The sequence below is a fragment of the Streptomyces sp. N35 genome (assembly GCF_016464295.1).
GTDB lineage: Bacteria > Actinomycetota > Actinomycetes > Streptomycetales > Streptomycetaceae > Streptomyces.
The window spans coordinates 12,685-35,351 of the sequence record NZ_JAEIMH010000002.1 but is presented as its reverse complement, the minus strand read 5'-3'; the positions used below and the strand labels follow the sequence as shown (position 1 = coordinate 35,351).

General features: G+C 69.0%; 20 protein-coding genes and 1 riboswitch. Of the genes, 15 read left to right on the top strand and 5 right to left on the bottom strand.

What is annotated here, in order from left to right; all coding sequences use genetic code 11:
- Positions 1–130 precede the first annotated feature (130 nt).
- The 3 genes from glyA to gcvT form a co-directional block, all read right to left on the bottom strand.
- The gene (gene glyA / locus JAO81_RS01090; protein ID WP_233414769.1) at positions 131–1,390 is read right to left on the bottom strand and encodes a serine hydroxymethyltransferase; all 1,260 of its coding nucleotides are present in this window, start codon (positions 1,388–1,390) and stop codon (positions 131–133) included.
- Between the two features lie 13 nt (positions 1,391–1,403).
- A complete protein-coding gene (gene gcvH, locus JAO81_RS01085; protein WP_199545798.1) occupies positions 1,404–1,781 on the bottom strand; it encodes a glycine cleavage system protein GcvH in 378 nt (125 codons plus the stop codon).
- 74 nt (positions 1,782–1,855) lie between these two features.
- Entirely contained in the window at positions 1,856–2,971 is a 1,116-nt protein-coding gene (gcvT, locus tag JAO81_RS01080; protein ID WP_199545797.1) for a glycine cleavage system aminomethyltransferase GcvT, read from the bottom strand.
- A gap of 142 nt (positions 2,972–3,113) precedes the next feature.
- A riboswitch (glycine riboswitch) is annotated at positions 3,114–3,210 on the bottom strand.
- A 294-nt stretch (positions 3,211–3,504) separates the two neighbouring features.
- On the opposite strand from gcvT, the gene JAO81_RS01075 reads away from it, so the two are divergent.
- The gene (locus tag JAO81_RS01075) at positions 3,505–4,176 is read left to right on the top strand and encodes an AAA family ATPase (protein ID WP_199545941.1); all 672 of its coding nucleotides are present in this window, start codon (positions 3,505–3,507) and stop codon (positions 4,174–4,176) included.
- 140 nt (positions 4,177–4,316) lie between these two features.
- Here JAO81_RS01075 and JAO81_RS01070 read toward each other — a convergent pair whose 3' ends face one another.
- Both JAO81_RS01070 and JAO81_RS01065 read right to left on the bottom strand, forming a co-directional pair.
- Entirely contained in the window at positions 4,317–5,027 is a 711-nt protein-coding gene (locus tag JAO81_RS01070) for a hypothetical protein (RefSeq protein WP_199545796.1), read from the bottom strand.
- Positions 5,028–5,183: 156 nt separating this feature from the next.
- Positions 5,184–6,332 (bottom strand): hypothetical protein, encoded by a 1,149-nt coding sequence (locus JAO81_RS01065; RefSeq protein ID WP_199545795.1) that lies wholly within the window; start codon positions 6,330–6,332, stop codon positions 5,184–5,186.
- A gap of 198 nt (positions 6,333–6,530) precedes the next feature.
- Here JAO81_RS01065 and JAO81_RS01060 point away from each other — a divergent pair, with 198 nt between their 5' ends.
- The 14 genes from JAO81_RS01060 (at position 6,531) to JAO81_RS00995 (ending at position 22,499) form a co-directional block, all read left to right on the top strand.
- Positions 6,531–7,316: an enhanced serine sensitivity protein SseB gene (locus JAO81_RS01060; protein WP_199545940.1), complete on the top strand. Its 786-nt coding sequence runs from the start codon at positions 6,531–6,533 to the stop codon at positions 7,314–7,316.
- Positions 7,317–7,475: 159 nt separating this feature from the next.
- Positions 7,476–8,246 (top strand): enhanced serine sensitivity protein SseB C-terminal domain-containing protein, encoded by a 771-nt coding sequence (locus tag JAO81_RS01055; RefSeq protein ID WP_199545794.1) that lies wholly within the window; start codon positions 7,476–7,478, stop codon positions 8,244–8,246.
- Positions 8,247–8,451: 205 nt separating this feature from the next.
- Complete coding sequence (locus JAO81_RS01050) at positions 8,452–10,122, top strand: ABC transporter substrate-binding protein (protein ID WP_199545793.1); 1,671 nt, start codon at positions 8,452–8,454, stop codon at positions 10,120–10,122.
- A gap of 89 nt (positions 10,123–10,211) precedes the next feature.
- Positions 10,212–11,216 carry an ABC transporter permease gene (locus JAO81_RS01045; protein ID WP_199545792.1) on the top strand — a complete coding sequence of 335 codons (1,005 nt, stop codon included), beginning with the start codon at positions 10,212–10,214 and terminating at the stop codon, positions 11,214–11,216.
- A 1-nt stretch (position 11,217) separates the two neighbouring features.
- Positions 11,218–12,177, top strand: coding sequence for an ABC transporter permease (locus JAO81_RS01040; RefSeq protein WP_199545791.1), 960 nt, complete (start codon positions 11,218–11,220; stop codon positions 12,175–12,177).
- 6 nt (positions 12,178–12,183) lie between these two features.
- Positions 12,184–13,227, top strand: coding sequence for an ABC transporter ATP-binding protein (locus JAO81_RS01035; RefSeq protein ID WP_233414768.1), 1,044 nt, complete (start codon positions 12,184–12,186; stop codon positions 13,225–13,227).
- Complete coding sequence (locus tag JAO81_RS01030) at positions 13,224–14,468, top strand: ABC transporter ATP-binding protein (RefSeq protein WP_199545790.1); 1,245 nt, start codon at positions 13,224–13,226, stop codon at positions 14,466–14,468. The genes JAO81_RS01035 and JAO81_RS01030 overlap by 4 nt, the downstream gene beginning before the upstream one ends.
- A 243-nt stretch (positions 14,469–14,711) precedes the next feature.
- Positions 14,712–15,710, top strand: a complete 999-nt coding sequence (locus JAO81_RS01025; protein WP_199545789.1) for an ABC transporter permease — start codon at positions 14,712–14,714, stop codon at positions 15,708–15,710.
- Between the two features lie 72 nt (positions 15,711–15,782).
- Entirely contained in the window at positions 15,783–17,552 is a 1,770-nt protein-coding gene (locus tag JAO81_RS01020; protein WP_199545788.1) for an ABC transporter substrate-binding protein, read from the top strand.
- A gap of 115 nt (positions 17,553–17,667) precedes the next feature.
- Positions 17,668–18,678: an ABC transporter permease gene (locus JAO81_RS01015; RefSeq protein ID WP_199545787.1), complete on the top strand. Its 1,011-nt coding sequence runs from the start codon at positions 17,668–17,670 to the stop codon at positions 18,676–18,678.
- Positions 18,675–19,781, top strand: coding sequence for an ABC transporter ATP-binding protein (locus JAO81_RS01010; RefSeq protein ID WP_374194242.1), 1,107 nt, complete (start codon positions 18,675–18,677; stop codon positions 19,779–19,781). Before JAO81_RS01015 ends, JAO81_RS01010 begins: the two co-directional genes overlap by 4 nt.
- The gene (locus JAO81_RS01005) at positions 19,751–20,863 is read left to right on the top strand and encodes an ABC transporter ATP-binding protein (RefSeq protein ID WP_374194243.1); all 1,113 of its coding nucleotides are present in this window, start codon (positions 19,751–19,753) and stop codon (positions 20,861–20,863) included. The genes JAO81_RS01010 and JAO81_RS01005 overlap by 31 nt, the downstream gene beginning before the upstream one ends.
- 3 nt (positions 20,864–20,866) lie before the next feature.
- On the top strand, positions 20,867–21,529 hold the full coding sequence (locus JAO81_RS01000) for a trimeric intracellular cation channel family protein (protein WP_199545785.1): 663 nt from the start codon (positions 20,867–20,869) through the stop codon (positions 21,527–21,529).
- Between the two features lie 115 nt (positions 21,530–21,644).
- Entirely contained in the window at positions 21,645–22,499 is an 855-nt protein-coding gene (locus JAO81_RS00995) for a thioesterase family protein (RefSeq protein WP_199545784.1), read from the top strand.
- Positions 22,500–22,667: the final 168 nt, after the last annotated feature.

Below are 22,667 nucleotides of genomic sequence, written 5' to 3'. Positions count from 1 at the left end.
CTGACATGCGCAAAGCTCCGCGCTTCGGCAGGTATGCGCGGGCCGTAGGTCACGACGAAGGGCCCGTCCTGTGGATAACTCCACCGGACGGGCCCTTGGAAGGAACCGCTGCAGCGACTCGAAGGAACCGCTACAGCGACGGGTACAGCGGGTGCTTGTCCGCGAGCGCCGTGACCCGGGTCTTCAGGGACGCGGCGTCGTACGACGGCTTCAGCGCCTCGGCGATGACATCCGCGACCTCGCGGAAGTCCTCGGCGTCGAAGCCGCGCGTCGCCAGGGCCGGCGTACCGATCCGCAGACCGGACGTCACCATCGGCGGCCGCGGGTCGTTCGGGACCGCGTTGCGGTTGACCGTGATGCCGACCTCGTGGAGACGGTCCTCGGCCTGCTGGCCGTCCAGCTCCGAGTCGCGCAGGTCGACAAGGACCAGGTGCACGTCTGTACCGCCGGACAGGACATTCACACCGGTCGCGCGGGCGTCGTCCGAGGTCAGACGCTCGGCGAGGATGCGGGCACCCTCGATCGTGCGCGCCTGGCGCTCCTTGAACTCATCCGAGGCCGCGACCTTGAAGGAGACCGCCTTGGCCGCGATCACGTGCTCCAGGGGACCGCCCTGGAAGCCCGGGAAGACCGCCGAGTTGAGCTTCTTCGCGAAGGTCTTGTCGCGGGACAGGATGATGCCGCCGCGCGGACCGCCGAGGGTCTTGTGCGTGGTGGACGTGACCACGTCCGCGAACGGAACGGGGTTCGGGTGCAGGCCCGCGGCCACCAGACCGGCGAAGTGCGCCATGTCGACCCACAGCAGCGCCTCGACCTCGTCCGCGATCCGGCGGAACTCGGCGAAGTCCAGGTGACGCGGGTACGCCGACCAGCCGGCGATGATCACCTTCGGGCGGTGCTCCTTGGCGAGCCGCTCGACCTCGGCCATGTCCACCAGGCCGGAGTCGTCCACATGGTACGGGACCACGTTGAACTGCTTGCCGGAGAAGTTCAGGCGCATGCCGTGGGTCAGGTGACCGCCGTGCGCCAGGTCAAGGCCCAGGATCGTGTCGCCGGGCGAGGCGATCGCGAAGAGCGCGGCCTGGTTCGCCGAAGCGCCCGAGTGCGGCTGCACATTGGCGTACTCGGCGCCGAACAGCTCCTTCACCCGGTCGATCGCGATCTGCTCGGCGACGTCCACGTGCTCGCAGCCGCCGTAGTAACGGCGGCCCGGGTAGCCCTCGGCGTACTTGTTGGTGAGGACCGAGCCCTGCGCCTCCATGACCGCGACCGGAGCGAAGTTCTCCGAGGCGATCATCTCGAGCGTGGACTGCTGGCGCTTCAGCTCGGCGTCGACCGCGGCGGCCACGTCCGGGTCGAGCTCATGCAGCGACTGGTTCAGAGAAGACATGAAAGTGCGCGCCTCAGCTTCCGGAGAACTCGGTGTACTCGTCGGCGGACATCAGGCCGTCCTGCTCGGCGGTGACGCGCACCTTGAACAGCCAACCACCCTCGAACGGGGCCGAGTTGACGAGCGACGGGTCGTCCACGACGTCCTGGTTGGCCTCGACGACCTCGCCGGTGACCGGGGCGTACAGCTCGGAGACCGACTTGGTCGACTCCAGCTCGCCACAGGTCTCACCGGCGGTCACGGTCTCGCCGACCTCGGGGAGCTGCACGAAGACCACATCGCCGAGCGCGTTCGCCGCGTGCTCGGTGATGCCGACCGTCGAGACGCCGTCCGCGGCGGCCGACAGCCACTCGTGCTCCTTGCTGTACCGCAGTTCCTTGGGGTTGCTCATGGCCTGAATTCTCCTGTACGCGGGGGAGTGGTGAACGAAGAGGGGTACGGGTTGCTTCTGAGGCTTTACGGGACTTACTTCTGGCGCTTGTAGAACGGCAGGGCGACGACCTCGTACGGCTCGTGCGTGCCGCGGATGTCCACGCCCACGCCCTTTGTACCGGCCTCGGCGTGCGCGGCGTCCACGTACGCCATCGCGATCGGCTTGCCGAGCGTCGGGGACGGGGCGCCGGAGGTGATGGAGCCGATGACCTCGCCGTCGGCGACGACCTGCATCTCGGCGCGCGGGACACGGCGGCCCTCGGCGATCAGGCCGACGAGCTTGCGCGGCGGGTTCTGCTCGGCGCGCTCGGCGGCGGCCCGCAGCGCCTCGCGCCCCACGAAGTCCCCCTCCTTCTCGAACTTCACGACCCGGCCGAGACCCGCGTCGAACGGCGTGAGCGAGGTGGTGAGTTCGTGCCCGTACAGCGGCATACCGGCCTCGAGGCGCAGGGTGTCGCGGCAGGACAGACCGCAGGGGATGAGGCCGTAGTCCTGGCCGGCCTCGGTCAGGTCGACCCAGACCCGCTCGGCGTGCTCGGGCTTGATGAAGAGCTCGAAGCCGTCCTCGCCGGTGTAGCCGGTGCGGGCGATCAGGGCGGGGACGCCGGAGACCGTGCCGGGCAGACCCGCGTAGTACTTGAGGCCGTCGAGGTCGGCGTCGGTGACGGCGCTCAGGATGGCCGACGAGTTCGGCCCCTGTACGGCGAGCAGCGCGTAGGCCTCGCGGTCGTCGCGTACGACGGCGTCGAAGCCGGCCTGGCGCTCGGTCAGCGCGTCGAGGACGACCTGCGCGTTGGAGGCGTTGGCGACGACCATGTACGCCTGGTCCTCGAGGCGGTAGACGATCAGGTCGTCGAGGATGCCGCCGTCGGCCTGGCAGATCATGGTGTAGCGGGCACGGCCGACACCGACCGTGCCCATGTTGCCGACCAGCGCGTAGTCGAGCAGCTTGGCGGCCTCGGGGCCGGTGACGGCGATCTCGCCCATGTGCGAGAGGTCGAAGAGACCGGCCTTCGTACGTACGGCGTTGTGCTCGTCGCGCTCGCTTCCGTACCGCAGCGGCATGTCCCAGCCGGCGAAGTCGGTCATCGTGGCGCCGAGCGACCGGTGCAGGGCGTCGAGGGCGGTGAGGCGGGGGGCGTTGCTCATCAGAAGGGCTCCCAGGGCATGACTGGTGAGGATGATCCTCCCCATCTGTCATAAACCTGAGAGGTTCACCACGCTCCCGCGTATCGCCGGATGTGGCTTGCACCTTGGGTGGAGCCGAGAGCGGCTCGCTTTTCAGAGTTGCCTCGTCCACGCGGTACGGGGCCTGAGAGATTCAAGGGAGGGGCTTGCTCCTTCGGCGCCCGGATGCTGGGCATCCAGGACTCTCCCGCGTGGCTTCGAACGGCCGGTATGCAGTTGGCGCGCACATCATTGCACGTCCCTGGGCACCCGTACGACGGGTGCGCGGGAGCGGCTCCCGGACGGGATGCGGACGGGCGCTCGGGCGGCACGCGGACGGGCTCGCGGGCGGTATGCGGAATGAGGTCGTGGCAAACCCGGTTCACACGCATTACCGACTCTTTACACTCGGGAGGGCAGAGTGCGAGGACTGCCTCTCGGTCCCGATGGAGTCGGCTGAGAAGGGATAACCGGATCCGTGGAGGGCAGGCCCCAGTCGACCGAGGGGGAGGACGATCACCGTGCAGCACAGCAGCGCATACGTCAGCAATGGCGTGGCGATTCCGCAGCAGGCAGGACCGACCAGACGGCTCGCGGTCGTCCGCGATACGGAACCGGCGGTCGTGCGCGATCTGCGCGGCCGCACCGCACCCGGCCGGCTGCTCTTCGGCCCCGGTGACCTCGTCGTCGTGTCCGGGCTGCCCGGCAGCGGCAAGACCACTCTGATCCAGCGCGCGGTGCGCGCACCCCGCCTCGACTCCCAGGACTCCCGCGACCGCTGGTCCGCGTTCATGCCCCGCTTCCTTCCGTACGCGGTCTACCGGCCCCTGGTCCGGCTCGCCCACTACGCCCGGCTGCGCCGCACCCTGCGCTCGGGCGCCGAGGCCGTGGTGCACGACTGCGGCACCCAGGCCTGGGTGCGCCGCTGGCTGTCGCGCGAGGCCCACCGCCGCGGCACCTCGCTGCATCTGCTGCTGCTCGACGTCGACCCCGGCATGGCCCTGGCCGGCCAGCGCGACCGCGGTCGCGGAGTGTCCCGCTATGCGTTCACCCGCCACCGCGGCGCGGTGGGCCGCCTCGTCCGCGATGCCGAGAAGGGTGTGCTGCCGCCGGGATGCGCCTCGGTCGTGCTGCTCGACCGCGAGGCGGCGGGCGGCTTGGACGTGGTGGGGTTCCGTACGGCCTGACGCAGCGCGTGAAAGACGTCCTGACGCAGCGCGTGAGGACGACGCACCCCGCCCTGACGCAACGCGTGAGAACGACGCACCCCGCCCCGCCCTGAGCGGCGGAGCGGGGTGCGTCGTGTGTGCGGGGCTGCGGTGTGCGCCTACTTGCCGAACGGCAGCGGCAGCGGGAGCGGGAGGCCAGGGGTCGGCAGACCACCCGTCGGAAGCCCGGTGGGAAGACCGGTCGGCAGGCCCGGCACCGGCAGCGGCAGGGGCAGCGCCGGCAGCGGCAGCCCGGCGGCCGGCGTCTGGCCGGCGGGCTTCAGCAGCAGATCCGTGAGTCCGGGCAGCAGCTTCGTCACGTCGCCGAGGCCGAGCTTCTCCAGGATCGGGCCGAGCCCGACCTTGACCAGAAGGTCCACGACCACCTTGGTCGAGAGCTCCACGGAAGCGGTCAGCTTCGCCAGGTCGCCCTTGGCGGCGGCGTCCACGATCACCTTGACCTGGGCCTCGAGCTTCTTCGTCGCGTCCGCGACCGCTTCCTTCGGGTCGACCTTGGCGGGCGCCTCGGCCACCGGCTCCGGGTCCACCGCTTCGGTCGCCGCGATCAGCTCCCTGACCGCGGTGTCGAGCAGGGTCCGGTGGCTCTCGTCGTACGTGCCCTCGGCGCCGCTCTTCGCGGCCTCGTCGATCGCCGCGTACAGCTTGTCGAGGCTGCGCTGGACGCGCTGCTCGGTCTCGCTGTCGATCGGCGCGGTGGCCACGGCGGGCCGGCCCTCGGCGGCGAACGCGGTGCCTGCGCCGACGGCGACGGTGCCGGCGGAGAGGGCGACGGTGACGGCGAGCGCGGTGAGGGTTCTGTTGAGTCGCATGGGGAGTGCCTTTCAAGGGGGGTGAGCGGGGATCTTCGATGGGGTGGAGCGGGGGATTTCAGTGAGGTGATCAGTGGGGTGAGCGGAGGCGGAACCTTGCGGGAGCACGGTCCGGGCCGGCTCGGCCTGAACGGGCCGGCCCGGACCGCGCCCGGATCACGGGAACTTGGGCAGCCCGCCGAACGGCGACGGCGGGAAGAGGGGCAGACCGGGGATGGCGGCGGGTGCGGCCGGGAAGGCGGGCAGGCCCGGGATCGCGGCGGGGGAGGTGGTCGGCAGCCCGAACGGTGAGGTGGGCGCCGGCGGGAAGGCGGGCAGCGAGGGGAACGCGGCCGGCGTCGTCGGCGGCGCGGGCGGGAAACCCGGGAACGCGGCCGGCGTCGTCGACGGCGCGGGCGGGAACCACGGGAGCGCGGGCGTCGGCGTCGCCGGTGCGGGCGGGAACCCGGGGATCGCGGTGGACGGCGCGGGCGGGAACCCCGGGATCGCAGGGGACGGCGCGGGCGGGAAGCCGGGGATCGTGGGCGTCGGCACCGACGGCACCGGCGGCGGCAGCACCGGCGGTACGGACGGCTGCGTCGGCGCGGACGGTTCGGCGGAGGTGTCCTCCGCGTCCTCGGCTTCGTCCTCGGCCTCGTCCTCGTCCGGCTCGTCCGTGTCGACGGGCTCGTCCGTGCCCGTTACGCCTTCCGCGTCCGGCTCCGGGGGCGGCGGCAGCTGGTCCAGGAACGAGCCGAGGCCCGCGGCCTGCAGCAGGTCGTCGGTGAGCTTCGGGATCTTTGTCTTCGCGTCCGCGGCGGCGAGCACATCGCCGTTCAGGGCGGCGGTCTGCAGCCGCTGCAGCTCCTTCTTGAGCGCGAGCCGCGCGGGACCGACGGGCCAGTCGCCGGCCTCCTTGCCGCCGTCGTCCTCACCGAGCACGGTCTCGATCTCACGGTCGATCTCGTCCAGCCAGAACGGGTCGGCCACACCGAGGTTGGTGAGCGGCGAGGCACTCAGACCCTCCACGGCCTCCATCAGATCCTCGAGATCGGCGGGTACGCCGGGCACATTGGGCCCGGCGGGCTTGTCGGGCAGGTCCGGCCGCTCGGGCAGCGCCGGCTTCTCGGGCATCGAGGGCCGCTCGGGGAGTGCGGGCCGCTTGACCGACTCGGATCCCGCGGTGGGCGGGGGATCACCCTTGCCCGTGCCGGCCGCCGCCGTGCCCGGCAGCCCCAGTGCCAGCGCACAGGCACAGGCGCCGACCGTCAGCGGCAGCGTCCCGCGCCATCTGCGCGGTGCCTTCTTGGCCCGGTGCGCCGTCATGGAGAGTCCTCTCGACCTGGGTCGCCGGTGGCCCGGCGCTTGTTACGGCCACCCTCGAAGCGACGTACACAGTCCGCAACCAGACGGCTGCGGAGCGTGGCCATCCGGGTGTACGAGGCGGCCTGCCGGGCTACGGCGTTAGGGTCGAGGCCGCACATGGACAGGCGGAGAAGCGGTGGCGAGCAGGTGGGGCGGCAGATGGGCGACATTCCGGAGCAGGGCATGACGGATGCGTACGGCCATCCGCAGGGCTGGCCCGCCAACGAACTGGAAGAGGTGCTCGGGGCCTCGCTCGGCGCCGGTCCCGCGGCCGCCGGCCGCATCCTCGAAGTGCTCGGCCGCAGCTTTGTCTGGGTGCCGCTGCCCAGTGGAGGCGGACGCGGCAGCCAGAACCTGGACGTGCCGACCCTCGAGCTCCAGGGCCAGGCCTACGTCCCGGTCTTCAGCTCGCAGCAGCAGCTCGTCCAGGTCACCGGGCCGGCCATGTCGTACACCGTCGCGCCCGCCGTGGACTTCGCGCGCGGCCTTCCGCCGCAGGTCGGCCTGGTCGTGAATCCCGACGGCGCGATCGGCGTGCCGCTGCCGCCGGCCGCCGTCGCCGAACTGTGCAAGGCCGGCCGCACCCCGCTCGACGGACCCGCGAGCGGCGGCCGCGTCCAGCTGCGCGAGCCGGACTGGCGGGAGGACCCCGTCGACTTCCTGCGGGCGGCCTCCGAGGAGTTCGAGGCCACCGGCGTCGTGGTGTCCGCGCGCCGCTGTCTCGCCGCGATCGAGACCGCCGACCCCGTGCTCTTCGTCGGTGTCGAGCTCTCGCGGTGGGAAGGGTCGGACCGCAATCTCCCGATGGACGCCCTCGGCCGCGCGCTCGGCCGGATCGCGCCGCCGTGGCCGGTGAACCTGGTGCTCCTGGATGTGGCGCAGGACCCGGTCGGCGACTGGATGGCCGCCAGGGTCCGTCCGTTCTACCGGCGCGAGCACGTATAGCGAGCGGTACGGAAAACACGCGGGCGAATAAGTCACCGGGACCGTCAAGTCGGTGTCAGAAGCGCCGCATAAGCTGGTTACATAGCCCGGGCCGGTACGTCTTGTTGACGGACGTAACGGCACGGGGTGAAGGAAAACGGGGCGAAGGGGCGGTCAAGAGTGAGTGCGTCGGGCACGGCTGCGGCCGGGCAGGTCGAGCACATGCTGCGCCAGGTGACACCCGGGCGGTACGACGCGTACGAGGCGCTGCTCCAGGCCATCACGGACGGCCGGATCTGGATGCTGCTCTGGCACGGCCAGGCCGGCTCGCCCGACGCCCAGTACGGGAACATGGAGATCGACGGATTCTCGTACGCCCCCTGTGTCACCTCCGCCCAGGAGCTCGCCGCCTCCGGCTGGAACAGGGCGCATGAGGTCGTCTCCGGGCTCGACGTCGCGCACACGCTCTACCCCGACCACTACGGCCTGTGGCTCAACCCGCACGCCCCCGGTGGCGGGGTCGGCGTCCCGTGGCTGGATCTGCGCCGTATCGCCACCGGCCTCGCCAAGGTCCCGGCCGGACCGCTGCGGCTGACCGAGCCGGCCCTCGACATCGCGCAGTTCTACGCGCAGCTCAGCCAGAACGCGCACCGCACCCCCGCGGTCCGCTCCCTGCGCCGCGCCTGGGTGCAACCCGCTCTCGGTGTCCCTTATTTGGCGATCGGTCTGGATGTGTACGACACGTCCCCGACCGCGGTCGACTCGGTGCGCGTGATGATGCAGCAGTCCATCGCGTCCGTCCCGGACGGCCTGCCGGTCTCGACGGTCGCGATGTCCGACGAGTACGACCCGATCACGATGTGGCTGCGCGCCAACTCCCGCCCGTTCTACGACCGCGAGGCGCACGGTCCGGCCGGAGTCGGTGGCTACGGGTATCCGCCCGTCAGCTGAGTGCGAGCATCGGCGCCGAATCCACCCCATCGCAGGGTGAGTGAGCCGGTTGGGGCGCCATGTCCCGTACGAGACCGATTTGTTGGGTCCCTGGGTCTCATCTAGGTATCACCGCTATGCGGACCATTCTCCGTCGTGAGCGGTGAAGGTAGTGTGCGGCGAAGTTCATGATCTCCCGGCATTCGCCGAACTCAGGGGTGGAGCAATGCGAATACTGAAATCCCGTGGCGCGCGCATGGCCACGGCGGCCATCGCGGCCACGCTGGTCGTCACCGCTTGCGGCAGCGACCGTGACAAGGGCGAGGGCAAGGACGGCGACAAGGACACCTTTGTCTTCGGCGCTCCCGGCGACCCCGCCTCCCTCGACCCCGCCCTCGCGAGCGACGGCGAGACCTTCCGTGTGACCCGCCAGGCCTTCGAGGCGCTGCTCGAGCACGAGCCCGGTGGCTCGAAGCTCGTCGGCGGTCTCGCCGAGAAGTGGTCCTCCAACGAGGAGGGCACGGTCTGGACCTTCAACCTGCGCAAGGGTGTGAAGTTCCACGACGGCGAGACGCTCAACGCCGCCGCGGTGTGCGCGAATTACGACTACTGGTTCAACTGGAAGGGCACCTTCCAGTCGAGCGCGGTCTCCTACTACTGGCAGACCATCATGGGCGGCTTCGCGAAGAACGAGGACAAGGAGACGCCGAAGGCGAACTACAAGTCCTGCACCGCGAAGGACGACAGCACCGCCGTCATCGAGGTCAACGAGCCCTCGGCCCAGCTGCCGGGCGGTTTCTCGCTGCAGGCCCTCGCGATCCACTCGCCGAAGGCGCTCAAGGAGTACGCGAAGGACACCGCGTCCGCCAAGGACGACGCCATCACGTACCCCAAGTACAGCCAGGAGGCCGGCAAGGTCGCCGGTACCGGCCCGTACAAGATCACGAAGTGGAACAAGGGCAACAAGACTGTTTCCCTTGAGGCCTTCGACGGCTACTGGGGCGAGAAGGCCAAGGTCAAGAACCTGATCTTCCGCACCGTCGACACCGAGAAGGGCCGCAGCCAGGCCCTCCAGGCCGGTGACATCGACGGGTACGACCTGGTCGCGCCCGCCGACATCAAGACGCTCGAGGGCAAGGGCTTCCAGGTCCCGACCCGTGACGTCTTCAACCTGTTCTACGTGGGCATGTCCCAGGGCAAGAACCCGGCGCTGAAGAAGCCCGAGGTCCGCCAGGCCATCGCGCACGCGATCGACCGGCAGAACCTCGTCGACACCCAGCTGCCCGAGGGCGGCAAGGTCGCGACCCAGTTCATGCCGGACACCGTCGCGGGTCACACCGACAAGGTGAAGAAGTACGAGCACGACACGGACAAGGCCAAGCAGCTCCTCAAGGACGCCGGCGAGTCCGGCCTCAAGCTCGAGTTCTGCTACCCGACCGAGGTCACCCGCCCGTACATGCCTGCTCCGCAGAACATGTTCGAGCTCATGAAGGACGACCTGGAGAAGGCCGGCATCACGGTCACCCCGAAGCCCATGAAGTGGGCCCCGGACTACCTGGACGCCACCGAGGCCGGCTCCTGTGCGCTGCACATGCTGGGCTGGACCGGTGACTTCAACGACGGCTTCAACTTCATCGGCACCTGGTTCTCCGAGTTCAACAAGCAGTGGGGCTTCAAGGACAAGGCGCTCTTCGAGAAGGTGAACGCCGGTTCGAAGGAGGGCGACCCCGCCGCTCGCGTCGCCGCCTACGAGGCCGCCAACGTCGCGATCATGGACTACCTGCCGGGTGTCCCGATCTCGTCGTCCCCGCCGGCGATCGCTTTCGCCAAGAACGTGAACCCGCCGAAGGTCTCCCCGCTGACGCAGGAGAACTTCGCCGAGGTCTCGTTCAAGTAATCGCACATCACGCAGGGTTCGCCCGGTCACAGGCAGCGTCGGTGACCGGGCGTTCCCGGTTCTCAAGCAAGTAGAAAGGGGCACGCGGGGTGTTGCGACTCGTCATACGCAGACTGCTACAGCTCATACCCACCCTGCTCGGCCTGTCGGTTCTCCTGTTCGTCTGGTTGAACCGACTGCCCGGCGGACCCGCCGCAGCGATCCTGGGCGAGAAGGCCACCGATGCCGAAGTGGCGCGTATCAACCGGGCGTTGGGGCTTGATCAGCCGCTTTACGTCCAGTACGGACGTTTCCTCAAGCGCATCTTCGAGCTCGATCTCGGTACTTCCGTGCAGACCGGCCAGCCGGTCTGGGACGAGTTCACGCTCAAGTTCCCGGCGACGGTGGAGCTCTCCGTCGCGGCGATGCTCATCGCCATCGTCGTCGGTATCCCGCTCGGCTATCTCGCCGCCCGCAAGCGCGGCGGCTGGGTGGACGTCGCGAGTGTCTCCGGCTCGCTGATCGGCATCTGCATCCCGGTCTTCTTCCTCGCGATCATCCTGCGCGGCGTATTCGCCGTCGACCTGGGCCTTTTCCCCTCGACGGGTCGCCAAGAAGCCGACATCAACGCCACCGTGATCACCAACTTCGCCATGCTGGACGGCATCATCACCGGCGAGTTCGACGCGGCGTGGGACGCGCTCATGCATCTCTTCCTGCCCGCCATCACCCTGGCGTCGATTCCGCTCGCGATCATCGTCCGTATGACCCGGGCGAGCGTGCTCGAAGTCATGGGCGAGGACTACGTGCGCACCGCCCAGTCCAAGGGCCTGGAGCGCCGGGTCGTACGCGGCCGTCACATCCTGCGCAACGCCCTGCTGCCCGTCATCACCACCATCGGACTCCTGACCGGTTCACTGCTGTCCGGTGCGGTGCTCACCGAGTCCGTTTTCGACTTCCCCGGTATCGGTTCCTTCATCAAGAACGCCATCGACGCCCGTGACTATCCCGTGCTCGTCGGCTTCATCCTGTTCATCGCCATGATCTACGTGCTGATCAACATGCTGGTCGACCTCGCGTACAGCCTCATCGATCCGAGAGTGCGGGTGCACTGACATGACCACCAGCACCAAGACCAACAAGATCGACCGGCTTGCCGAACTCACCGCGGGCGGTGACGCGACCAGCGGCGGCAGCCTGTGGCGTGAGGCGTTCCGCCGGCTGAAGGCCAGCAAGATGGCCATCATCGGCGCGGTGGTCATCGGCATCTTCATCGTCGTCGCGATCGTCGGACCGTGGGTCGCCCCGTACAGCCCCAAGGCCCTGACCTGGCGCAGTGAAGTCTTCCCCAACCGGGGTCAGTTCGTCGGCGCGCGCGGCGAGAACTGGTTCGGTCTCGACCACCTCGGCCGCGACCTGTTCTCCCGCTTCCTCGTCGGTGCCCGCCAGACCCTGCTCGTCGGTGTCGTCTCGATGCTGATCGGCCTGATCGTCGGCGCCGTGATCGGTGCAGCGTCCGGCGCCGCCGCGACGCTCGGCGGAGCAGCCGGTCGCAAGATCGACACCGTTGTCATGCGCTTCATCGACATGATGCTGGCGCTGCCCTCGCTGCTGCTCGCCGTCTCCATCGCCGCGGTGATGGGTCAGTCGCTGACCACGGTGATGATCGCCGTCGGTGTGGTGCAGATCCCCATCTTCGCGCGACTGCTTCGCGGTTCGATGCTCGCGCAGGGCAGCAAGGACTACGTGCTTGCGGCGACCTCGCTCGGTATCCGCAAGCGCCGGATCGTCGTCACGCAGATCCTGCCCAACTCGCTCAGCCCGGTCATCGTGCAGGCCACGCTCAGCCTGGCCACCGCGATCATCGAGGCGGCCGCGCTGTCGTATCTCGGACTCGGCAACCCGGACCCGGCCACCCCCGAGTGGGGTGTGATGCTGTCGCAGGCGCAGAACTTCTTCGACAACGCCCCCATGATGGCCGTCTATCCCGCAGTGGGCATCATCATCACCGCCCTCGGCTTCACCCTGCTCGGTGAGGCCATGCGGGAAGCCCTCGACCCGAAGCTGCGAGGCTGAACCGCCATGGCACTGCTCTCAGTTGACGAACTCACCGTCACCTTCGGCGGCGTCCACGGACGCAAGGAATCCACGGCCGTCGACGGCGTCTCCTTCGACGTCGACCAGGGTCAAGTCGTGGGCCTCGTGGGCGAATCGGGGTGCGGCAAGTCCGTGACCTCGCTCGCCCTGATGGGTCTGCTCCCGAGTAAGGGCGTCAAGCTCGGCGGCCGCGCCGACTTCGACGGCAACAACCTGCTGACCATGAGCCAGCGCGAGCTGCGGGACATGCGCGGCAGCCAGCTCGCGATGATCTTCCAGGACCCGCTGTCCTCGCTGAACCCGGTCGTGCCGATCGGCATCCAGGTCACCGAGATCCTCCAGCGCCACCGCGGCCTCAAGGGCGAGGCGGCGCGCAAGGAAGCGGCGCATCTGCTCGACCGCGTGGGCATTCCCGACCCGACCCGTCGGCTCAAGGAGTACCCGCACCAGCTCTCCGGCGGTATGCGCCAGCGCGCTCTGATCGCCATGGCCGTGGCCTGTGCCCCGCGCCTGCTGATCGCGGACGAGCCGACCACCGCCCTCGACGTCACCATCCAGGCGCAGATCCTGGAGCTCCTCAAGGAGCTGGTGGACGAGGAGGGCACCGCACTGCTGATGATCACCCACGACCTGGGTGTCGTCGCCGGCCTGTGCGACCAGGTCAATGTGCTGTACGCGGGCAAGGTGGTGGAATCCGCGGACCGCCACGAGCTGTTCGCCCACCCCATGCACCCGTACGCGCACGGCCTGCTCGAATCGATCCCGCGGCTCGACGCGCCGCGTGGCGAGCCGCTCAAGCCGATCCGCGGTTCCATCAACGACCGCATCGCCTGGGCCGACGGCTGTGCCTTCGCGCCCCGCTGCGACTACTACGAGTTGGGGTGCCTGACCGGCACCCCCGCCCTGACCGTGCCCGCCGCGGCCGGCCATCAGGTCCGGTGCGTCAACCCCGTACGGGAGCCTGTCGAGATCGCAACCCTCGACGCCGGTGACGTCACCGCGACGGCACAGGGGAGGACCACCGCATGAGCCTGCTCGAACTGAACGATGTCAAGGTGCACTTCCCGATCAAGCGGGGCGTGTTCTTCGACCGCACGGTCGGCCATGTGTACGCGGTCGACGGGATCTCCCTGAAGGTCGAGGCGGGCGAGACGTACGGCCTGGTCGGCGAGTCGGGCTGCGGCAAGACGACGCTCGGCCGAGCCGTCCTGCGCCTGGTCGACATCACCAGTGGTGAAGTCATCCTGGACGGGACCGACTTGGCGAAGCTCTCCGACAAGGAGATGCGCGAGAAGCGGCGCCGGCTCCAGATGGTCTTCCAGGACCCCCTTGGCAGCCTCAACCCGCGCCAGAACATCGAGTCGATCCTCTCCGAGGGCATGGCGGCGCACGGGATCGGCGCCAACCAGGAGGAGCGCCGCGAGAAGATCCGCGCGATCCTCGCCAAGGTCGGTCTGCCGTCCAACGCGCTGTCGCGCTACCCGCACGAGTTCTCGGGCGGTCAGCGTCAGCGCATCGGTATCGCGCGCGCCCTGGTCCTCGAACCGGACGTGATCATCTGCGACGAGCCGGTGTCCGCGCTCGACGTGTCCATCCAGGCGCAGGTGGTCAACCTCCTCGACGAGCTCCAGGAGGAACTGGGTCTGACGTACGTCGTCATCGCCCACGACCTCGCGGTGGTCCGGCACATCTCCGATGTCATCGGCGTGATGTACCTGGGCTCTCTGGTGGAGGAGGCGCCGAGCGACTCGCTGTACGCGGAGCCGAAGCACCCGTACACCAGGGCGCTCATGTCGGCGGTGCCGATCCCGGACCCGGTGGTCGAGGAGGCCCGCGAGCGCATCCTGCTCACGGGCGACCTGCCCTCGCCCGCCAACCCGCCGTCCGGCTGCCGCTTCCACACCCGTTGCCCCTGGGCCCAGCCCAAGTGCAAGGAGGAGCGCCCGCAGCTGCGGGAGGTCGGCGACGGCCACCGCGTGGCCTGCCACTTCGTGGAGGACATCGAGTCCGGTGTGCTCCAGATCGGTTCCGAGCGCGCGGCCGTGGTCCCCGCGGCCCGTACGGAGACCGACGGGGTCGAGGACGCCGCGGCCAAGTCGGCCGAGGCCAAGGCCAAGATCGAGGCGGAGGACGCCGAGCCGAAGTCGGAGGACGCGGAGCCGAAGTCGGAGGCCACGTCGGCCGACGCGGACGAGGCCGCCGCCGAGTCCGCTCCGGCCGAAACCGACTCGACAGAATCGGCGAAGGACTCCACCACACAAGGCGCGTAACACCGCCCTGCCCCGCCGGCCCCAACCGGCACTCCAGAAGCCCCCGGGACCTCGAAGAGGTTCTCCCGGGGGCTTCTTGCTGCTCACGGCAGCTGTGCGCCCAACCGGTGCTCCCAGCACAGGAATTACGGTTCCGCAAACTTCCTGGTCGACCCCTGGCGCGTGATCTAGATCACAGAGAACACTCCGGGAGGCGAGTTGCTATCAGGCCAAACCACCCAGCGTGGAGGAGGTCTTACGCACGTGACCGCACCTTTGGAGACCACATCGGCGAGCGCCGAGGCGCAGCCGGAAGCCGTGCTCGCAGGGGCCGGACCGAGTCAGATCGAGGGCCGCTCGCTCGGCCAGATCGCCTGGACCCGGTTCAAGCGAGACAAGGCGGCCGTGGCCGGCGGCATCGTCGTGATCTGTCTCGTGCTGATGGCGGCGCTGGCCAAGCCGATCCAGGCGATCTTCGATCTGGATCCCAACAAGTTCAACCAGGACCTCGTCGACCCGGCGTTGCAGGCTCCCAAAGGGGCCTGGGGCGGCATGAGCTGGGAGCATCCGCTCGGCGTCGACCCCGGCTTCGGACGCGATCTGCTGGCCCGGGTGATCGAGGGCTCGTGGGTCTCCCTGCTCGTCGCGGTCGGGGCCACCCTGGTCTCGGTGATGATCGGCGTGATCCTGGGAGTGGTCGCGGGCTACTACGGCGGCTGGGTCGACAGCGTTGTCAGCCGTCTGATGGACACCTTCCTGGCGTTTCCGCTGCTCCTGTTCGCGATCTCGCTCTCCGCATCGGTGCAGGACGGGTTCTGGGGGCTGACGGGGCTCCCGCTGCGGATCGCCGTACTGATCTTCGTCATCGGGTTCTTCGCCTGGCCGTACATCGGCCGGATCGTCCGCGCCCAGACGATGAGCCTGCGCGAGCGCGAGTTCGTGGAGGCCTCGCGCTCGCTCGGTGCGCGCGGGCCGTTCATCATCTTCCGCGAACTGATGCCCAATCTGGTGGCGCCGATCCTCGTCTACGCCACGCTCCTCATCCCGACCAACATCCTCTTCGAGGCCGCGCTCAGCTTCCTGGGTGTGGGCATCGCCCCGCCGCAGGCCTCATGGGGCGGCATGCTCACCGATGCCGCGGACCGGTACGAGGCGGATCTGCAGTACATGTTCGTGCCCGGACTCGCGATCTTCATCACCGTCCTGGCCTTCAACCTTCTCGGGGACGGGCTGCGCGACGCGCTCGACCCCCGGAGCAAGTAGTCCCGTGTCGCACGCAGCGGCAGTCGTACGCATCGGCGGCCGTAGGCATCCAATTCAGGAGGAAGCCTCAGTATGAAGACCAAGAAAGTGACGGCCGTCCTCGGGACGGCGCTCGCACTGGCGCTGACCGCGTCGGCCTGTGGCGGCTCGGACGACGGCGACGGCGACGGCAAGAAGAACAACGGCAAGAAGGCCGTGGCCGACGCGGCACTCGAGGCAGTCGTGAACCAGTCCTCCGCGAGGGGCGGCACAGTCACCTTCGAGCACTCCGACGTGCCGGACTCGCTCGACCCGGGCAACACGTACTACGGCTGGGTGCAGAACTTCTCGCGCCTGTACGGCCGTTCACTGACCAGCTTCAAACCGGCCGCCGGCGCCGAGGGCCTGGAGATCGTGCCCGACCTCGCCACGTCCCTGGGCAAGCCGAGCGCCGACGCCAAGACCTGGACGTACCAATTACGCAAGGGCGTGAAGTACGACGACGGCACCGAGGTCACCTCGAAGGACGTCAAGTACGCCGTCGAGCGCTCCAACTTCGCCCCGGAGGCGCTCTCGAACGGACCCACGTACTTCAAGGCGTATCTGGAAGGCGGCGACAAGTACAAGGGCCCGTACAAGGACAAGAGCCCCGAGGGCATCGCGTCCATCGAGACCCCCGACGACCACACCATCGTCTTCAAGCTCAACAAGCCCTTCGCGGACTTCGACTACCTCGCCACGTTCTCGCAGACCATGCCGGTGCCCCAGGCCAAGGACAAGGGCGCGGAGTACGTGAAGAACATCGTGTCCTCGGGCCCGTACAAGTTCGATTCGTACAACGAGGGCCGCAACGCCGTCCTCGTGCGCAACCCGCACTGGGACAAGAAGACCGACCCGGTCCGTCCGGCGCTCGCCGACCGGATCGAGGTCAAGTTCAAGGTCAACCCGACCACGGTCGACCAGCATCTGCTCAACGACCAGATCACCGTGGACGCGGCGGGCACCGGTCTGCAGACCAAGACCCAGCCGAAGGTCCTGACCAAGAGCGCGGAGAAGGCCAAGACCGACAACCCGTACGCGGGCGCCCTGACCTATCTGGCGATGTCGACGAAGGTGGCTCCCTTCGACAACGTCGACTGCCGCAAGGCCGTGCAGTACGCGGTCGACAAGGCCTCGGTGCAGCAGGCGCTCGGCGGCGACACCAAGGGCGATGTGGCCTCGACGATGCTGCCTCCGACGGTCAACGGCTATGTGAAGGCCGACATGTACCCGACCGAGGGCAACAAGGGCGACGAGGCCAAGGCCAAGGAGCACCTGGACAAGTGCGGGCAGCCGAACGGCTTCACCACCAACCTGTCGGCCCGCGCCGACCGACCCGACGAGATCTCCATGGCGACCGCGGTCAAGGCCTCCCTCGAGCGGGTCGGCATCAAGGCGGAGATCAAGACGTTCCCCTCGGGCAAGTACTTCGCGAACTTCGCCGGCAACCCGAGCTACGTCCATGAGCACAAGCTCGGCCTGATGATGATGGCCTGGGGCGCCGACTGGCCCACCGGCTTCGGCTTCCTCGACCAGATCGTCAACGGCTCCGCGATCAAGCCCTCCGGCGGCAACAACCTGATGGAGCTCGACGACCCCAAGGTCAACGCGGCCCTGGGCGAGGGCATCGGCATGACCGACGCCGACGAGCGCACCAAGAAGTGGGGCGAGGTCGACAAGCTGGTCATGGAGACGGCCTCCGCGGTCCCGCTGATCTACCGCAAGAACCTGCTCTACCGCCCGGACTCGGCAACGAACGTCACCGTCACCCAGGCCTATCTGGGGATGTACGACTACTTGCTGATCGGCACGGACAAGAAGTGACACCGCGCCGCTCAACTCCCCGTCCGGGCAAGGAAGATCCGAGAGGCAGGTGAAGGCAACGAGGTGGCCGTCCGGGCCCCGTCCGGCCCGGGCGGCCACCTCACGCCGCTGAGCTGTGACCGCCTATCTCATCCGCCGTCTGTTCGCCGCGGTGATGCTGCTCGTCGTCGTCACCGCCGTCACGTTCGCGATCTTCTTCCTCGTGCCCAGGCTCGGCGGCCAGTCGGTCGACGACCTGGCCGTGCAGTACGTGGGCAAGGACGCCAACCCCGAGTCGGTCGCCGCGGTCAAGCAGAACCTCGGTCTCGACCAGCCGCTGATCGTGCAGTACTTCGACTTCATCAAGGCGATCTTCGTGGGCGCCGAGTACAAGTTCGGCCCCGACGCCTCCGAATGCAGCGCGCCTTGCTTCGGCTACTCCTTCCGCAGCCATATCGAGGTCTGGCCCGAGATCACCCAGCGCATCCCCGTCACCCTGTCCCTCGCGGTCGGCGCGGCCGTGCTCTGGGTGATCACCGGTGTCACCATCGGGGTCATCTCGGCTCTCAAGCGCGGCACCTTCATCGACCGTCTCGCCATGACCGTCGCGCTGCTCGGCGTCTCGCTGCCGATCTTCTTCACCGGTCTGCTCGGCCTCGCGCTCTTCACCTCGCAGTGGCCCATCTGGGAGAGCGTGGACTACGTCCCGATCACCGAGGATCCCGGCGAATGGTTCTGGAACCTGATCATCCCGTGGTCCTCGCTCGCCTTCCTCTACTCGGCGCTCTACGCCCGGCTCACCCGCGCCGGGATGCTGGAGACGATGGGCGAGGACTACATCCGTACGGCACGCGCCAAGGGCCTGCGCGAGTCGAAGGTCGTCGCCAAGCACGGACTCCGGGCGGCCCTCACCCCGATCGTCACCATCTTCGGGATGGACTTCGGGCTCCTTGTCGGCGGCGCGATCATCACCGAACAGGTCTTCTCGCTGCAGGGCATGGGCGCCTATGCGGTCCAGGCCGTCAAGGACAGCGATCTGCCCATCGTCATGGGCGTGACCTTGGTGGCCGCCTTCTTCATCGTCTTCTGCAACCTGATCGTGGACCTGTTGTACGCGGCCATCGACCCCAGGGTGAGGTACTCGTGAGCGAACTCGAATCCGAGGTGGGCCGCTCGTCCGTACCGGGTCCGCGCACCGGTGCCGCAGGGACCGCCGGGACCTCCGAGGGCGAGGTCTTCCTCTCCGTACGGGATCTGCGCATCCACTTCGACACGGACGACGGCCTGGTCAGATCCGTCGACGGCATCTCCTTCGACGTACGCCGCGGCCGCACCCTCGGCATCGTCGGCGAATCCGGCTCGGGCAAGTCCGTGACCTCGCTGGGCATCATGGGCCTGCACCGTTCGCGCAACGCCCGGATCACCGGTGAAGTCTGGCTGGACAACGATGAGTTGATCGCGTCGAGCGAGGACTTCGTCCGCCGGCAGCGCGGCCGCAAGATGGCCATGATCTTCCAGGACCCGCTCTCCGCACTGCACCCGTACTACACGGTGGGCGCGCAGATCACCGAGGCCTACCGTGTGCACCATCCCGTGTCGAAGAAGATCGCGAAGGCCCGCGCGCTCGACATGCTCGACCGCGTCGGCATCCCCGAACCGGCCAAGCGCTACTCGGGTTATCCGCATGAGTTCTCCGGCGGGATGCGCCAGCGCGTGATGATCGCGATGGCCCTGGTCAACAACCCCGAACTGCTCATCGCGGACGAGCCGACGACCGCGCTCGACGTCACCGTCCAGGCGCAGATCCTGGACCTGATCCGCGATCTGCAGAAGGAGTTCGGCTCCGCGGTCATCGTGATCACCCACGATCTGGGGGTGGTCGCCGAGATCGCCGACGACCTCCTGGTGATGTACGCGGGCCGCTGCGTCGAGCGGGGCACGGCCGAGCAGGTCTTCGAGGCCCCCCAGCACCCGTACACCTGGGGGCTGCTCGGCTCGATGCCGCGCATCGACCGGGACCAGACGGACCGGCTCACCCCGGTCCGCGGGACCCCGCCCAGCCTCATCAACGTGCCCGCCGGATGCCCCTTCCACCCGCGCTGCCCGCACGCCGACGTACCGCAGGACGACAGGACCCGCACCGTACGGCCCGAGCTGCGCGAGGTCGGCAGCGGGCACTTCAGCGCCTGCCACCTCACACAGGAGGAGCGGACCAGGATCTGGACCGAGGAGGTCGAGCCGAAGCTGTGACGGATCTGAGGAAGCACCCAGTGGCAGGCGAGCCGTTGCTCAAGGTGGACGGCTTGGTGAAGCACTTCCCGATCAAGAAGGGTGTGCTGCAGCGCACGGTCGGCGCGGTCCAGGCGGTCGACGGCGTCTCCTTCGACGTGCGTCCCGGCGAAACCCTCGGCGTGGTGGGGGAGTCCGGCTGCGGCAAGTCCACCATGGGCCGGCTGATCACCCGGCTGCTCGAACCGACCGGCGGGCGCGTGGAGTTCGAGGGCCGGGACATCACGCATCTGTCCGTGGGACAGATGCGGCCGCTGCGCAAAGACGTCCAGATGATCTTCCAGGACCCGTACTCCTCGCTGAACCCCCGGCACACGATCGGCACGATCGTCGGGGCGCCCTTCCGGCTGCAGGGCGTGACCCCCGAGGGCGGCGTCAAGAAGGCCGTCCAGGAGATGCTCGAGCGCGTCGGCCTCAACCCCGAGCACTACAACCGCTATCCGCACGAGTTCTCCGGCGGCCAGCGTCAGCGCATCGGCATCGCCCGCGCCCTGGCGCTCAAGCCCCGGCTCGTGGTGGCCGACGAACCGGTCTCGGCGCTCGACGTCTCCATCCAGGCCCAGGTGGTCAATCTCCTCGACGACCTGCAGGACGAGCTCGGCCTCACGTACGTGATCATCGCCCATGACCTCTCGGTCATCCGCCATGTCTCCGACCGCATCGCGGTGATGTACCTCGGCAAGATCGTCGAACTGGCCGACCGCAAACCGCTGTACGAGACCCCGATGCACCCGTACACCAAGGCCCTGCTCTCGGCGGTCCCGGTCCCCGACCCCAAGCGGCGCGCGGCCCGTACCTCCCGCATCCTGCTCCGCGGCGACGTCCCGTCACCCATCAGCCCGCCCTCGGGCTGCCGCTTCCACACGAGGTGCTGGAAGGCGACGTCCGTCTGCAAGACGACCGAGCCCCCGCTCCTCGAACTCGCCCCGGCCCACCGGGTCGCCTGCCACCATCCGGAGAACGCACCGGACCAGGCGCCGGCGGACACGCAGCCGCTCGCGGGGACACCGGCCGAGGACCAGGTGGTCCACCAGTCAGAATGAACCGTGCTGCACGACCTCTTCTCGCCCTCCGTCCAACACGGCCTCGACCTCGCCGGGATCTTCGTCTTCGCGATCTCCGGCGCGCTCCTGGCCGTGCGCAAGAACTTCGACGTCTTCGGTATCGCCGTACTCGCCGAGATCACCGCCCTGGGCGGCGGCCTCCTGCGCGACCTGATCATCGGGGCCGTCCCGCCGGCCGCCTTCACGGACCTCGGCTACTTCGTCACCCCGCTCTTCGCGGCGACCCTTGTCTTCTTCCTGCACCCCCAGGTCGAGCGGATCAACCGCGCCGTGAACACCTTCGACGCGGCCGGCCTCGGCCTGTTCTGCGTCACGGGCACCACGAAGGCATACGAGTACGGGCTCGGCCTCACCTCGTCCGCGGCCCTCGGTCTCGCCACCGCCGTCGGCGGCGGTGTGCTCCGCGATGTCCTCGCCAACGAGGTGCCCTCGCTGCTGCGCTGGGACCGCGACCTCTACGCCGTGCCCGCGATGGTGGGGGCAGGGATCGTGGTGCTCTGCATCCGCTACGACGCGCTGAACACCTTCACCAGCGGGGCCGCCGTCATCACCGCCTTCGTGCTCCGGCTGCTCGCGATGCACTACCACTGGCGGGCTCCGCGGGCGTGGAACCGGCGCTCGCACGCCCAGGAGGAGACGGCGTAGGGGTCGGTGCCGAGTGGTGCCGGCTGGTGCCGACCGGTGCCGACACCCGTGCCGACCGGTGTCGATCAGAGAGCAAAGCTACCGCTCAGTAGCAAGCTGATGTACCGTGCATCCCATGACCCAGGAGACCTCGGCACAGGCCACCATCGGCGACAGCGAGTTCGACCGCGACACCGCGGTGACCCTGCGCGAACCCGGGGTCTACGACGCGGAACTCTCCGCCGGCTGGACCATCATCAGCGCCGTCAACGGCGGCTATCTCCTCGCCGTCATCGGCCGCGCGCTCGGCCAGGCGCTCCCGCACGCGGACCCCTTCACCATCTCGGCGCACTACCTCACCGCGTCCCACCCGGGCCCGGCGGTCATCCGCACCGAGACGGTCCGCACCGGCCGCACCCTCTCCACCGGCCAGGCCTCGCTCTTCCAGTACGACGAGGAGGGCCGCGAGGTGGAACGGATCCGGGTCCTCGCCTCGTACGGCGACCTCGACGCGCTCCCCGACGACGTCCGCACCACCGCAGCCCGGCCCTCGATCCCGCCGGTCGACCAGTGCTTCGGCCCGCAGGACGCGCCCACCCCGATCAAGGGCAGCACCGCGATCACCGACCGCCTGTGGCTGAAGCTTGACCCGGCCACGCTCGGCTGGGCACTCGGCGCACCCTCGGGCAAGGGCGAGATGCGCTCCTGGTTCGGCCTCGCCGACGGCCGCGACGCCGATCCGCTCTCGCTGCTGCTCGCCGTGGACGCGCTGCCGCCCACCGCCTTCGAACTCGGCATCCAGGGCTGGGTCCCCACGGTCGAACTCACGGTCCACGTCCGCTGCCGCCCCGCGCCCGGCCCGCTCCGTATCGCGATCACCACGCGCAACCTGGCGGGCGGTTTCCTTGAGGAGGACGCCGAGGTCTGGGACAGCGAGGACCGCCTGGTGGCCCAGTCGCGCCAGCTGGCACGCACGCCGCTGGGGCGGTAACCCAGCGCGCCCGGGGCAGATTCAGCGCCTGGGGCAGATCCAGCCCCTGCGGTGATTGAGCAGATCCGAACTTCGTTCGGATGCCGGGGCGCGGGGGGGGGGCCCGGGTTCGGGGAGGGGGGGGGGGGGGGGGGGGGCCGCCGCCGGCGCACCCCCCGGCGCCCCCCC

What these genes read in the sequence shown, in the direction of transcription:
- JAO81_RS00995 (WP_199545784.1), top strand. Translation starts at nt 21,645, where the DNA reads ATGACCCAGGAGACCTCGGCACAGGCCACCATCGGCGACAGCGAGTTC.
- JAO81_RS01070 (WP_199545796.1), bottom strand. Translation starts at nt 5,027, where the DNA reads ATGCGACTCAACAGAACCCTCACCGCGCTCGCCGTCACCGTCGCCCTC.
- JAO81_RS01065 (WP_199545795.1), bottom strand. Translation starts at nt 6,332, where the DNA reads ATGACGGCGCACCGGGCCAAGAAGGCACCGCGCAGATGGCGCGGGACG.
- JAO81_RS01030 (WP_199545790.1), top strand. Translation starts at nt 13,224, where the DNA reads ATGAGCCTGCTCGAACTGAACGATGTCAAGGTGCACTTCCCGATCAAG.
- gcvT (WP_199545797.1), bottom strand. Translation starts at nt 2,971, where the DNA reads ATGAGCAACGCCCCCCGCCTCACCGCCCTCGACGCCCTGCACCGGTCG.
- JAO81_RS01050 (WP_199545793.1), top strand. Translation starts at nt 8,452, where the DNA reads ATGCGAATACTGAAATCCCGTGGCGCGCGCATGGCCACGGCGGCCATC.
- JAO81_RS01020 (WP_199545788.1), top strand. Translation starts at nt 15,783, where the DNA reads ATGAAGACCAAGAAAGTGACGGCCGTCCTCGGGACGGCGCTCGCACTG.
- glyA (WP_233414769.1), bottom strand. Translation starts at nt 1,390, where the DNA reads ATGTCTTCTCTGAACCAGTCGCTGCATGAGCTCGACCCGGACGTGGCC.
- JAO81_RS01040 (WP_199545791.1), top strand. Translation starts at nt 11,218, where the DNA reads ATGACCACCAGCACCAAGACCAACAAGATCGACCGGCTTGCCGAACTC.
- JAO81_RS01035 (WP_233414768.1), top strand. Translation starts at nt 12,184, where the DNA reads ATGGCACTGCTCTCAGTTGACGAACTCACCGTCACCTTCGGCGGCGTC.
- gcvH (WP_199545798.1), bottom strand. Translation starts at nt 1,781, where the DNA reads ATGAGCAACCCCAAGGAACTGCGGTACAGCAAGGAGCACGAGTGGCTG.
- JAO81_RS01060 (WP_199545940.1), top strand. Translation starts at nt 6,531, where the DNA reads ATGGGCGACATTCCGGAGCAGGGCATGACGGATGCGTACGGCCATCCG.